This window comes from Kribbella capetownensis (genome assembly GCF_004331485.1).
Lineage (GTDB): Bacteria > Actinomycetota > Actinomycetes > Propionibacteriales > Kribbellaceae > Kribbella > Kribbella capetownensis.
The window spans coordinates 504,744-517,304 of sequence record NZ_SJKD01000002.1; the positions used below are offsets into that span (position 1 = coordinate 504,744).

The 12,561-nt window shown below is 67.6% G+C and carries 14 protein-coding genes; 5 read left to right on the forward strand and 9 right to left on the reverse strand.

The genetic code is table 11. From position 1 onward, the window contains the following. The first annotated feature begins 4 nt into the window (after nt 1-4). The 3 genes from E0H75_RS12705 (at nt 5) to recO (ending at nt 2,810) form a co-directional block, all read left to right on the forward strand. The gene (locus E0H75_RS12705) at nt 5-994 is read left to right on the forward strand and encodes an aldo/keto reductase (protein WP_131513695.1); all 990 of its coding nucleotides are present in this window, start codon (nt 5-7) and stop codon (nt 992-994) included. Continuing rightward, complete coding sequence (locus E0H75_RS12710) at nt 991-1,827, forward strand: SDR family oxidoreductase (RefSeq protein WP_131513696.1); 837 nt, start codon at nt 991-993, stop codon at nt 1,825-1,827. Before E0H75_RS12705 ends, E0H75_RS12710 begins: the two co-directional genes overlap by 4 nt. Before the next feature lie 248 nt (nt 1,828-2,075). Then, a complete protein-coding gene (recO, locus tag E0H75_RS12715) occupies nt 2,076-2,810 on the forward strand; it encodes a DNA repair protein RecO (protein WP_131513697.1) in 735 nt (244 codons plus the stop codon). On the opposite strand, the gene E0H75_RS12720 is transcribed toward recO, so the two are convergent. From E0H75_RS12720 to E0H75_RS12735, 4 genes are all read right to left on the reverse strand, one after another. Beyond that, nucleotides 2,807-3,796, reverse strand: a complete 990-nt coding sequence (locus E0H75_RS12720) for a hypothetical protein (RefSeq protein WP_131513698.1) — start codon at nt 3,794-3,796, stop codon at nt 2,807-2,809. The genes recO and E0H75_RS12720 overlap by 4 nt on opposite strands. Nucleotides 3,797-3,799: 3 nt before the next feature. Beyond that, nucleotides 3,800-4,225, reverse strand: coding sequence for a hypothetical protein (locus E0H75_RS12725; RefSeq protein WP_131513699.1), 426 nt, complete (start codon nt 4,223-4,225; stop codon nt 3,800-3,802). Nucleotides 4,226-4,355: 130 nt separating this feature from the next. Continuing rightward, on the reverse strand, nt 4,356-5,078 hold the full coding sequence (locus tag E0H75_RS12730) for an ATP/GTP-binding protein (protein WP_131513700.1): 723 nt from the start codon (nt 5,076-5,078) through the stop codon (nt 4,356-4,358). Nucleotides 5,079-5,335: 257 nt separating this feature from the next. Further along, nucleotides 5,336-5,710, reverse strand: a complete 375-nt coding sequence (locus E0H75_RS12735; protein WP_131513701.1) for a hypothetical protein — start codon at nt 5,708-5,710, stop codon at nt 5,336-5,338. Between the two features lie 558 nt (nt 5,711-6,268). Here E0H75_RS12735 and E0H75_RS12740 point away from each other — a divergent pair. Beyond that, entirely contained in the window at nt 6,269-7,090 is an 822-nt protein-coding gene (locus E0H75_RS12740; RefSeq protein WP_475009173.1) for an isoprenyl transferase, read from the forward strand. Here E0H75_RS12740 and E0H75_RS12745 read toward each other — a convergent pair. From E0H75_RS12745 to E0H75_RS12760, 4 genes are all read right to left on the reverse strand, one after another. Continuing rightward, on the reverse strand, nt 7,083-7,727 hold the full coding sequence (locus E0H75_RS12745) for a response regulator (protein ID WP_131513703.1): 645 nt from the start codon (nt 7,725-7,727) through the stop codon (nt 7,083-7,085). The genes E0H75_RS12740 and E0H75_RS12745 overlap by 8 nt on opposite strands. Further along, nucleotides 7,724-8,941 carry a sensor histidine kinase gene (locus E0H75_RS12750; protein WP_131514099.1) on the reverse strand — a complete coding sequence of 406 codons (1,218 nt, stop codon included), beginning with the start codon at nt 8,939-8,941 and terminating at the stop codon, nt 7,724-7,726. Before E0H75_RS12750 ends, E0H75_RS12745 begins: the two co-directional genes overlap by 4 nt. A 98-nt stretch (nt 8,942-9,039) precedes the next feature. Continuing rightward, nucleotides 9,040-9,849: an ABC transporter permease gene (locus E0H75_RS12755; RefSeq protein ID WP_131350128.1), complete on the reverse strand. Its 810-nt coding sequence runs from the start codon at nt 9,847-9,849 to the stop codon at nt 9,040-9,042. After that, complete coding sequence (locus E0H75_RS12760) at nt 9,846-10,724, reverse strand: ABC transporter ATP-binding protein (protein WP_131513704.1); 879 nt, start codon at nt 10,722-10,724, stop codon at nt 9,846-9,848. Before E0H75_RS12760 ends, E0H75_RS12755 begins: the two co-directional genes overlap by 4 nt. 227 nt (nt 10,725-10,951) lie before the next feature. Here E0H75_RS12760 and E0H75_RS12765 point away from each other — a divergent pair, with 227 nt between their 5' ends. Continuing rightward, nucleotides 10,952-12,046 carry an S-(hydroxymethyl)mycothiol dehydrogenase gene (locus tag E0H75_RS12765; RefSeq protein WP_131513705.1) on the forward strand — a complete coding sequence of 365 codons (1,095 nt, stop codon included), beginning with the start codon at nt 10,952-10,954 and terminating at the stop codon, nt 12,044-12,046. Here the strand turns inward: E0H75_RS12765 and E0H75_RS12770 are convergent. Beyond that, nucleotides 12,043-12,528, reverse strand: coding sequence for a GNAT family N-acetyltransferase (locus E0H75_RS12770; protein WP_131513706.1), 486 nt, complete (start codon nt 12,526-12,528; stop codon nt 12,043-12,045). The genes E0H75_RS12765 and E0H75_RS12770 overlap by 4 nt on opposite strands. Nucleotides 12,529-12,561: the final 33 nt, after the last annotated feature.

The following is a 12,561-nucleotide window of genomic DNA, read 5'->3' on the forward strand; positions in this document are numbered from 1 at the left end:
GCACATGCGTGAATCCCAGCTCGGTGACCTGACCGTTTCCTGCCTCGGCCTCGGCTGCATGGGGATGTCCCAGTCCTACGGTGCGACCACGGACGAGTCGGAGTCCATCGCGACCCTGCACGCCGCCATCGACGCCGGCTGCACCTTCATCGACACCGCCGACGTGTACGGCGACGGCGCCAACGAGGAACTCGTCGGCCGCGGGCTGACCGGCCGCCGCGACCAGGTGGTGCTGGCGACCAAGTTCGGCTTCAAGAAGCCCGCCAGCAGCGCGGCTCTCCCGAACGTCGTCGACGGATCGCCGGAGTACGCCCGGCAGGCGATCGATGCGTCGCTGCGGCGGCTCGGCGTGGACCACGTCGATCTCTGGTACCTGCACCGCAAGGACCCGCAGGTCCCGATCGAGGAGACCGTCGGCGCGATGGCCTCGATGGTGAAGGCCGGCAAGGTGCGGTACCTCGGCCTGTCCGAGGTCAACGGCGACACGGTCCGGGCCGCGCACGCGGTGCACCCGATCAGCGCCGTCCAGAGCGAGTGGTCGCTGTGGACGCGCGACCCGGAGACCGTCGTACTGCCGACTCTGCGCGAGCTCGGGATCGGGTTCGTGCCGTTCAGCCCGCTCGGGCGTGGATTCCTCACCGGGCAGCTGAAGTCGCCGGACGACTTCGAGCCGGACGACATGCGGCGCGGGCTGCCGCGGTTCATGGGCGAGAACTTCCAGCGCAACCTGGACCTGGTGGAGAAGGTCCGGGAGCTGGCGGCGGCCAAGGGCGTCACCGCCAGTCAGCTCGCGCTGGCATGGCTGCTTGCTCAGGGCAACAACGTGGCACCGATCCCGGGGACGAAGCGGCGCAAGTACCTGGCCGAGAACCTCGGTGCCGCCGACGTCACGCTCACGGCCGAGGAACTCGCCGCTCTGGATGAGGCGTTTCCGGCAGATGTGGCGACCGGGCAGCGTTACACCGACGGCGGGATGGACCTGGTGGGCAAGTGATCGGTGTCACCGGATCCACCGGGCAGCTCGGTTCCCGGATCGCCAGGTTGCTGGCGGATTCCGGCGTACCGCAACGGCTGCTCGTCCGGGATCCGGCGCGGGCTCCTTCGCTCCCTGGTGCCGAGGTGGCCCAGGCGGCGTACGGCGAGCACGCGGCACTGCTGAACGCGCTGGACGGGGTTGACACCCTGATGTTGCTCAGCGCAACGGAGTCCGCAGATCGGGTGGCGTTGCACGAGGCAACAGTTGATGCTGCGGTGGCAGCCGGCGTACGGCGGATCGTGTACACGTCGTTCGCCGGGGCCGCACCGGGGGCGACGTTCACCTTCGCCCGCGACCACTGGCACACCGAGCAGCACATCCGCTCGCTCGACGTGGAGTTCACGTTCCTGCGGGACAACCTGTATCTGGACTTCGTACCGGGCTTCGTCGGCGAGGACGGAGTGATCCGGGGTCCGGCGGGGGACGGACGGGTCGCGGCCGTCGCCCGTGACGACGTGGCTGCCGTTGCGGCCCGGGTCCTCGCCGACTCCGGGCACGCCGGCGCGACGTACGAACTGACCGGGCCCTCCGCCTTCACCCTGGCCGAGGCGGCCGGCGTACTGTCCGACGCCCTGGGCCGAAAGATCCGCTACGAGCCCGAAACCCTGGACGAGGCCTACCGCTCCCGCGAGGGCTACGGAGCCCCCGCCTGGGAAGTAGCCGGCTGGGTAACCTCCTACGCCGCCATAGCCAGCGGCGAACTAAGCCACCTCACCCCCACAGTCCAAGAAATCACCGGGCGGGCGCCCCTGGGCCTCGAGCAGATCGTCGGCGCCCGGCCGAGACACTGACCGCCTGCCGCTCGCGCCCGCTCCTCCCTCTCAGCCTTGGGGTGAGTTGCCGGGGGAATGGTCGGTGAGAGACTGACCTCGTGCCGCTCGCACCCCTCCTCCCGCTCTCAGCCTTGGGGTGAGTTGCCGGGGAAACGGTCGGTGGTGGGTGAGAGACTGACCTCGTGCCGCTCGCACCCCTCCTCCCGCTCTCAGCCTTAGGGTGAGTTGCCGGGGAAACGGTCGGTAGTGGGTGAGAGACTGACCTCGTGCCGCTCTATCGGGATGAGGCGATCGTGCTGCGCACCCAGAAGCTGGGTGAGGCGGACCGGATCGCGACGCTGCTGACCCGCGGCCGCGGCAAGATCCGCGCGGTCGCCAAGGGAGTCCGCCGTACCTCCTCCCGCTTCGGCGCCCGCCTCGAACCGTTCAGCCACGTCGACCTCCAACTCGCCACCGGCCGAACCCTCGACGTAGTCACCCAAGCCGTCTCCATCGCGGCGTACGGCGAAGGAATCGTCGGCGACTACGCCCGGTACACCACAGGCACCGTCCTCCTGGAAACCGCCGACCGCCTCGTGGTCGAGGAGAAGGAACCCGCCACCCAGCAGCACCTCCTGCTGGCCGGCGCCCTCCGAGTCCTCTCCACCGGCGAACGCGAACCAGGCCTCGTACTCGACTCCTTCCTCCTCCGCTCCCTGGCGATCTCCGGCTACGCCCCGTCCTTCGCCGACTGCGCCCGCTGCGGCGAACCAGGCCCGCACCGAGCCTTCAACCCAGCCTCCGGCGGCATGGTCTGCTCCTCCTGCCGCCCCCCAGCCTCAGCCATGCCGGCCACCACCACCGTCACCCACCTCTCCGCCCTCCTCACCGGCGACTGGCCCACCGCCCTCCAAGCCGACCCCCGAACCCGCCGAGAAGCCACCGGCCTGATAGCCGCCTTCTTCACCTACCACCAAGACCACCAACTCCGCTCCCTCCCCCACCTGGACCTAACCCCCTAGGGCTCGCGGACCACCGGCCGACCGAACCGGTTCGGGCTCCCACGCCGACTGCTAGAGACTCTGCCGTGCGCCGCGTCGGTGCGTGCCCTGTCGCCTAGTTCGGGCATGGACAGGGGCGCCTGCGCGGCGGGCGCCAAACCTGTGAGAACGCGCATTTCGGCACCGGGGTCATGCGGCTGTGAAACGGCAGACGCCGTCTTCGTGGGGTACGGCGTACTAGGACTCTTCGTGTAGTGGTCGCGGACCCGCTGGGTCGCGTTGTCCAGCGCGCGCGTGGTGTCACGAGCGACCACGGGGCCGACGATCGGTTGCGACGTATCGAGGTGACCCCATGAAAGCTGCGTCATCGCGTTGATCAGCTCGGCTCGCGCGGCCTGTTGGTGCTGCGGGTCCCGCGGTACGACATCTGCCAGCTTGTTCTTGACGATCTCGTCGGTGATGACATCCCAGCGCATCACCACCGGAGCGTCAATCGCGCGATCGGCTGTTCGTCTGGCGGCGTCTGCGCCGGCGGGATACTCGAGCAGCGAGTTCGCGGCATGGTAGGCGGCGGGATATGCGGCTGGCGGATCCGGCAGCTCGCCGTAGCCAGCCCTGTCGGCGAACATCGCGACGTCATCGACGGAGATCCACTCCGTCAGTCCTTCGTCTAAGGACTTTGAGTGTCTCGAGCGTACGGCGTTGGGCTCGTCGGCGGCGTCGATCTGGACGCGGGCATGGTTCGACTCGTGCAGTACGGTCGTGAGTGCCTGTACCCGCTCTTGCGGAGTGGCGTGGTCACCGAGCTTGTCGAAGACCAGTTCTTTCGAGAACTTGAACGAGCCGTCAGGTTGCAAGCTGCCCCAGCAGTCCGCTTCGCCGACTGTGGCGTAGAGCTCGCGGTTCCAGCGATCGATCTTGCTCGGGCGCAGTGCACGTGCCACCTCGTACAGATGGACGAACCGTCGGTACTCCTCCGACGACGGATTGATCCGGACGACGGCCATCGATCAGCTGCCGTTGCTGTCCTGCGGCCAGTCCGGGTCTCGCAAGTTGCTCTCGAGATGCTCTAGGACGCGAGTCAGGGCCCGGATGCCGGGGGCCTCGTCGGCCGGCGCCCGGTCCGCGATCTCGAAGATCCTCCGGCGGGCCGCAGCCATGATCGCGATGCGTTCATCGACCGAGCCGACAGACTCGGTGGCGGCGCGCTCGACCGACAGCGCTTCCTGCATCAGTGGTGTGGGAGGCTTCGGTGGCACGGCATACCCAGACAACCGGTTGATCAGGTTGATGGCTACGCGACGGTCCTCGTCCGACTCGAGCTGCGGAAGCAACTCACGCAGTTCCTGTTCAGCCGGAGCGACCGCCGCAACACCTTCACGCTGAATGCGCCGCTTCGCAGTCGCATGCACACTACTGAACTCACCGAGCCGCATCGAGCCTCCTCTCCTCTCGCACCCCACTTGGCCCCCGTACGCCGCAGGGCACCTCTCAACCGTCCGGCAGCCTCATCACCGCCGACGTCTCACGAAGAACCTATTCGTTCCGCCCCAACCACATCACGAGTTATCCACAGCCACCTTTGGCTGGCGCTACGGCCTCGCCTCCGTCGGGATCAACCAGCACAGGAACCGCCTCCCCGATCCGCAGTTGCGTGGCGGCCTGCTGGGTTACAGAGAGCTCGCCAGTATCGCCAAGCGTGCTCTGCCAAGAGATGTTCCATTGGGCCGTGGCCGTGACGGGGTAGCTGCAGTCGCTCAGCTCGCGAGAGGCCTTCTTGTATCGGTGTCCGCAGTCGGGCGAGTCCTTGACCCCTCTCGACTTGTCGTACGGCGTTCCGGCGCCCTCACAACGAATGGTGTTGCCATCCCCCATCGACCAATTGATCGCCTCCACCTGTGCTGTGGCGGTCACCGACAGCCCGGGAACGGTCGCGCTCCGAGTGATCGGCCCCCACGTGCTCTCCGTTTTCTCCACCCACAACCACACAGGCATGTTCACAAGGCCGATCTGCCCGACACCCGGTGCCGACCTGACCAGCGGTTTCGCGAGTCGCATTGCCGCGATGGCCCGATATGCCAGCGTTAGTGGATCGATGACCACTGTGTCCGGTTCTCCGGGCAGCCATACCCAGCGGCTGACCAGGTGCTCGCCCAGGTCGTATCCCTGCTTCCGTGCACAAGCCCAGATGCTCCCGTCCGTGTGCCCCTGCCACCGCGGGTCACTGAACGGTGGCTGCGGTTCCTCGCGCGACATATAGCACTGCTGACTGTTCGACCAGTTGCCCATCGCTCCGTCAGTGCATGCCTGGGCGGCGCCGTTGAATTGGCAGGTGGGCTTCTTCGGCTGCTTCGGGGGGTGGCCTTTCGACCCAGGATCTCCGTCGACGGGAATCTTTGCGCTGAGTACAAGGACGTAGGTGCCCGACAGAGGATCCCAGACCCATTCATAGCCAGGAGGCGCGTTCTGCGCCGATGAGACTGTCGGATGCAGCCACCCGATGCTCGCAGCGAGGACTAAGACGAGTAGAACCCTTTGGAGACCCCTCAGCATGATCCGACCGACTTCTCCTCGACCAGAAACCACATCTTGGCCCCGCCTTTCGCGGTGGCATAGACGAGGCGGACGCTCATTGTGTGCCGAGTACCGCCGCTTGTGGTGACGACAGGCACGGGCTTACCGGTTGCGCGGTATCGCATCATCACGCCCGCGCCGTCAACGCAATTCTTCAGGACCACCGAAGGTTGCTCGGCAGAGAGATTCACAGACGTCGCCGTCGAAGACACGATCCTGGCATCACCGCTCTGGTAGAGACCGCGGTCGCGCAAGAAGACGATGCGCTCGACGATGGACGTGAGCCATGCGCCTCCGTTGCCAGCCGCCTCCAATAGATCGCGACTCGCTGTGCCCGGGTCGCGCAAGGCCCCTCCTGCAGCAGTTCGTGCTTTCGCGTACTGCGACTTGGCGGCGGTGATCGCTGCTTGTTCTTCGGGGGTCCAGGTTGGGGTTGAGGGGGCGGTCGGGGTTGGGCTGGTGGTGGGGGAGGTTGGATTTGTGTTGGGCCGGCCTGCCTCGGGGGAGCCGTGGCAGGCGGTCAGTGCGGTGAGGGCACAGAGCGTCGCGACGGTGGTGGTGAGGGGGCGGCGGGGCATGCAGGGCTCCGATCTGGGGTTGCTGTTGGTGTAAGGGTGTCATACGGAGGGTGTTCGGCGGCGGAGTTTTCCACAGGGGTGGGGGAGTCGTTTGCGTTGGTTTCGCCTGATGGCGGGGGTGGGCGGCGGTTGCCTTGTCCTTGCAATCGGTCCTTCTGGACTCGGCCACCCGTCGGTGGGAAGTCTCGGTAGGCGGGGGTGCGGGTGGGACTTGTTGGGGTGGTTGGGGGGCGTGGCTGGGGAGGTGGGGGTGTGGGGGAGGATTTGGGTATGTCGCCTATTGGTCGTCGTCGTCGGGGTGTGGAGGGGTCTCGGGGGGAGAAGGTGGTGGTGGCGCCGGATGGGCATCCTTCGGGGGCTCGGGCGCCAGGGGTGCCTAGGGAGTTGGTGCCTAAGCACGTGGCGATTGTGATGGATGGGAATGGGCGGTGGGCCAAGCAGCGGGGGTTGGCTCGGACGGAAGGGCATCGGGCGGGGGAGGCTTCGCTGCTGGATGTGATCAAGGGTGGGATCGAGATCGGAGTGAAGTACATCTCGGCGTACGCGTTCTCGACGGAGAACTGGGCGCGGTCGCCGGAAGAGGTGCGGTTCCTGATGGGGTTCAACCGTGAGGTGATCCATCGCCGGCGGGACGAGTTGGACGCGATGGGCGTGCGGGTGGTGTGGTCGGGACGCCGGCCGCGGTTGTGGAAGAGCGTGATCGACGAACTCGAGTACGCGCAGGAGCGGACCAAGGACAACGACACGATCACGCTGCAGTTCTGCGTGAACTACGGCGGCCGGGCGGAGATCGCCGACGCGATGCGCAAGATCGCGGCAGAAGTTGCCGAGGGCAAGCTCAAGCCGGGCCGCATCAATGAGCAGACGATCGCGCGGCACTTGTACGCGCCGGACATCCCTGAGGTCGACCTGTTCGTCCGGTCGTCGGGGGAGCAGCGGACGAGCAACTTCCTGGTCTGGCAGCTCGCGTACGCCGAGATGGTCTTCCTGGACACGCTGTGGCCGGACTTCGACCGCCGCGACCTGTGGCGCGCGATCGAGATCTACGCCCAGCGCGACCGCCGCTACGGCGGCGCCATCCCCAACGAGGTCAAGCAAAACCCCAACGAGGCCAACCCCACAAGCGTCAACCCCACCAGCGTCAAGTAGTACGAGGGTTAGGCAACAACCCGCGTTCGTAAGCCACCGTCACAGCGCGAGTCCGATCGTCCACGTCGAGCTTCGTGAAGAGCCGCTGCAGATGCGTCTTCACCGTCGCCTCGCCGATGTACAGCTCCCGCCCGATCTCCGCGTTGCTCAACCCACGCGCCACCGCCGCCAGCACCTCGAGTTCCCGCGGTGACGGCTGCGCGGCGGGCGGCGTGCTCGGCGCACGCAATCGCGACATCAACCGCGCCGCAACCGGAGGCGCCAGCACGGTCTCCCCACGCGCCGCCGCGCGGATCCCATCCAGCAGATCAGCATGCGGAGTGTCCTTCAGCAGATACCCCGCCGCCCCCGCCTCGACCGCGTGCAGGATGTCGGTGTCGGTGTCGTACGTCGTCAGCACCAGCACTCGCGTCGACGGGTACCCGGACACGATCGCCCCGGTGGCAGTGACCCCGTCCGTCCGAGGCATCCGCAGATCCATGAGTACGACGTCCGGCCGCGCCGACTCGACCAGCGTGAGCGCCTCCGAACCGTCTCCGGCCTCGCCGACCACCTCGATGTCCTCGGTCACGGAGAGCATGCCGACCAGCCCCGACCGCACCACTGGATGGTCGTCGACCACCAGAACCCGAATCACGCATCCTCCTGGACCGGCATCAGCACTTGCACCTTGGTACCGCGGCCCGGCGCACTCTCCACCTGCACCGAACCCCCGGACTCCTCGACCCGCCCGCGCATCGCGGCCAGCCCGAACCCCCCGGACACCGTCGCGGGTGCGAACCCGGACCCGTCATCCCGGATCTCGATCCACACGCGCCCGTCGGACAGTCCCAACGTGATCAGGACCTGAGTCGCTCGCGCATGCTTCCGTACGTTCGCCAGCGCCTCCTGAGCCGCTCGCAGCAACACGACCTGCTGCGCCTGCGGAAGCGCCGCGACCTCCTCGTCCGGCAGATCCAGCGACACCTGTACGTCGACGCCGGTCTCGGCCGCGAACCGTTCGGCCTGCCGGCGCAGTACCTCGGTCAATGTTGCCTCCGACAACGCAACCGGGGTGAACGCGGCAACCAACGCGCGGGCCTCGGCGAGGTTCTCCCGGGCCGTGTCCTCGATCGCGGCCAACCGTGCCGCCGCCCCGTCCGTACCGCCGCGTTGCAACTCCACCGCGGCCGCCTGGGCGAGCATCACGATGCTGGTCATACCCTGCGCGAGCGTGTCGTGGATCTCGCGCGCCATCCGCTCCCGCTCGGCCATCACTCCGGCGCTGTGGTGCGCCTCAGCCAGTTCGTCGCGGGCCGATTCGAGCTGCTCGATCAGCTCCGCCCGCTGCTCGCTCTGCGTGATCACCTTCTCGATCCAGATGCCGAACAGCAGGCTCACCACCAGGCTGACCAGCATCCACGGCAGGACCTCCCAGAACGTGTCCCAGCCCCAGCCCGCGCTCCACAGTTGCGCGGCGCCGACCCCGATCACGAGCAGCACACTGAACGCCGCACCCTCGCGTACGTTGTCGCCGAGCAACCAGATCTGCGCCGAAACGATGAACATGAGGAACACCGACTGCGGGAACAGCCCGACCAGCACCATCAGGCACGCGATCATAATCAATCGATAGGCGTGCGACGGCAGCCGCCGCCGGGACCTGATCGCGGGCAGCCCGATGAACTGGTACGCCGCCCCGAGCACCACCACCGCACCGACGAAGAAGGCCCGCCGGACCGGGCTGAGGTCGACCGTGAAGGACACGGCCAGCGTCGTCGCCAGCAGGACCCAGAACACGACATGCCAGCCGACCAGCGTCCGAGTCCAGACCGGCTGGTCCACCCGCTTCGTCGCTTCCACGGCCACCATCTTCCTCCACACCAGGACCCACACACGCGGCGCGCCCCAGGCGGACACGGTACGACGCCGGGCCACCGGGGCCGGTGCCGTACCGCGTTGGTGCTTCATCAGCCCGCGTCCCGCCGGGTCCAGCGGAAGACGCGCTGGGCAACGAAGAGACCGACCACCAGCCAGACCGCGAGCACGATCGCACCGGTTCCGAGCTGCCACGAACCGCCCGGCTCATTCACCTCGAACCCGTCCGGCAGGAACACCGACCGCATGCCCTGCGCGAGCCACTTCAGCGGGAAGATCTCCGCCACCGTGCGCATCCAGGCCGGCAGACTGCTGTAGACGAAGTACACGCCGGAGATGAACTGCAGGAGCAGGACCACCGGCGTCACCACCGCGGATGCGGCCCGCCCGGACTTCGGTACGACGGAGAACGCGATCCCCAGAACGCACCCGGACGCCGTACCCAGGATGAAGATCCAGACGAAGTTCAGCCACTTCTCCGGCTCGCTCGGGATGTCGACACCGAGCAGCAGACCGGCGATCGCGAGCAGCAGTCCGAACTGCAGGACGGAGGTGACCAGGACAACGCCGATCTTGCCGATGAAGTACGACTGTGAGGACATCGGCGTACCGCGGAGCCGCTTCAGGACGTCCTGGTCGCGCTCGATCGCGATGCCGATGGACAGCGACTGGAAGCTGGTCAGGAAGATGCCGGAGGCAATCATTCCCGGGGTGAAGTAGGTGGCCGCGTCGACGCCGCCGGAGAAGTCGGTGCCGCTGAACACGGCGGAGAAGATGCCGAGGAAGATGATCGGGAAGAGGAACGTGAAGATCAGCTGCTCCCGCTCCCGGAAGAACTCCTTCACCTCCAGGCGGGTCCGGGAGAGGCCGATCTTGAGGGGGGAGGGCAACGCCGTGCTCATCGAACCGCTCCTTCCAGGACCGGAGCGGCCGCGACCGCCCCGATCAGTTCCAGGTAGATGTCTTCCAGGCTCGGCCGGCGTACCTGCAGCTCCGGCACCTCGCCGTCGTACTCGGCCATCAGCCGCGCGACCTCGGCGGTCGGGTGGTCGGTGCGCACCTCGCGCATCCCGTCGGCAGACAGCCAGGAGACTCGTGCGGTCCGGGCACCGCGCCCGCCGAGCGTGTCGGGGGTCGCGACCTCGATCATCCGGCCGTCGGCGATCACGCCGACCCGGTCGGCCAGGTGCTCGGCCTCGTCGAGGTAGTGGGTGGTGAGCAGGATGGTGGTGCCCTCGGTGCGCAGGTTCTCGATCAGCGTCCAGAACTGCCGGCGCGCCTCGGGGTCGAACCCGGTGGTCGGCTCGTCCAGGAACAGCAGCTCGGGGTTTCCGACCACGCCGAGCGCGACGTCGAGGCGGCGGCGCTGACCGCCGGACAACTTGCGAGTCCGGGTACGGCGCTTCTCCTCGAGACCGGTCGCGGCGATCACCTCGTCGGGGTCCCGCGGATTCGGGTAGTACCCGGCGAAGTGGTGGACCAGCTCGGCGACGGACAGCTCGGCCTCGTCGCGGGAGGTCTGCGACACGATCCCGAGTCGCGCCCGCCACTGCCGGCCCCCGTGCGCCGGATCAGTGCCCAGCACCCTGACCTCGCCCTCGTCGGCGTGGCGATACCCCTCCAGAATCTCCACGGTCGTCGTCTTGCCGGCACCGTTCGGCCCGAGCAGGGCGAACACCTCGCCGTGGTGGATGTCCAGGTCGACCCCGTCGACCGCCACCTTGTCCGGGTACCGCTTCACCAGCCCCCGCACCGTCACTGCGTTGTCTGTCTGCATGCCTCAACCTTCCCGTCCGCACCCCGTCCCCCGGGAGCGTCGCCCGGCGGACTCCCTGTCCCCCGACCGGTGGACAGACCGTGTCCTACGGACAGGAGGTAGAGGGTCGGCGAGCGCAAACGGTGGTAAAGGTCAGGCGGCGCGAGGGATGTACGTAGACGAGTACGTCCTGTCCTTAGGCACGCCGTGAGATGACGAGACCACCCGCAGCCGGTTAGCGTCTGGGCATGGCTCAGACGGTGCGTGGAGTGGTGGCGACAGGCAAGGGCAAACCGGTGTCGATCGAGGAGATCACGATCCCCGATCCCGGCCCGGGCGAGGCGGTGGTGAAGATCCAGGCGTGTGGTGTCTGCCACACGGACCTGCACTACCGGGAGGGTGGCATCAACGACGACTTCCCGTTCCTGCTCGGCCACGAGGCGGCAGGCGTGGTCGAGTCGGTCGGTGAAGGCGTCACCGACGTGGCGCCCGGCGACTTCGTCGTACTGAACTGGCGTGCCGTCTGCGGCAACTGCCGGGCCTGTCTGCGCGGCCGTCCTTGGTACTGCTTCAACACCCACAATGCCAAGCAGAAGATGACGCTCAAGGACGGCACCGAGCTCAGCCCGGCGCTCGGCATCGGCGCGTTCGCCGACAAGACCCTGGTCGCGGCCGGCCAGTGCACCAAGGTCGACCCGGCCGCCAAGGCCGAGGTCGCCGGCCTGCTCGGGTGCGGCGTGATGGCCGGCCTGGGCGCCGCCATCAACACCGGGAACGTCGGCCGCGGGGACACCGTCGCCGTGATCGGCTGCGGCGGCGTCGGTACGGCGGCCGTGGTCGGTGCCCGCCTCGCCGGCGCGGCGAAGGTGATTGCCCTCGACATCGACGAGCGCAAGCTCGCGGTGGCCCGGGAACTGGGTGCGACCCACGCGATCAACTCCAAGGACCTCGACCACGACGGGGTCGTCGAAGCGGTCCAGGAGCTGACCGGTGGGTTCGGTGCGGACGTGGTGATCGACGCGGTCGGCCGGCCCGAGACCTGGAAGCAGGCGTTCTACGCCCGCGACCTGGCCGGCACCGTCGTACTGGTCGGCGTACCCACGCCGGACATGACGCTCGACATGCCGCTGCTCGACTTCTTCGGCCGCGGCGGTTCACTCAAGTCGAGCTGGTACGGCGACTGCCTCCCGAGCCGGGACTTCCCGCTGCTGATCGACCTCCATCTGCAGGGCCGGTTGCCGCTGGACCGCTTCGTGTCCGAGACGATCGCGCTGGACGAGGTCGAGGCCGCCTTCACCAAGATGCACCACGGCGACGTACTGCGATCGGTGGTCGTGTTCTAAACCTTGAACGAGATCCACGAGTCCGGAGTCGCGTCGGGCTTGCTCGGGATCGTGCGGTGCTCCCTGGTCCAGACGTCGCCGGACACCTCGGTCGCGACCCGCTGCCAGAAGCGGACGGCCTTTTCGTTGTTGTCCTGGAACGCGACATCGCACTGTCCAGGGTGGTGCGCGAGCACCTCCTGGACGGCGCGGAGCCCGAGTCGGTTGCGCCGCATCGGCCGCACCATGAAGAAGGCGTTCAGGACTCGCACCGGTTGGGTCAGCGCCCGCATGAAGCAGAAGCCGATCGGGTTCTCGCCGTTGAAGAACAGATAGCCCGCCCAGTCCGGATCCCCGGTCAGCACCTTCTCCAGCCACTCGCTCCGGTAGCCGCCGTCCGGCAAGGGCAGCTGCCCCTGGAACTCGGACATGTCATGCCGGAACATCAGCCACAACCGCTCCAGCACGACTCGGTCCTCGGCGGCGGCACGTCGTACGAACATAGGTCTCCTCACCAGCAGCACAGGAATCAGAAC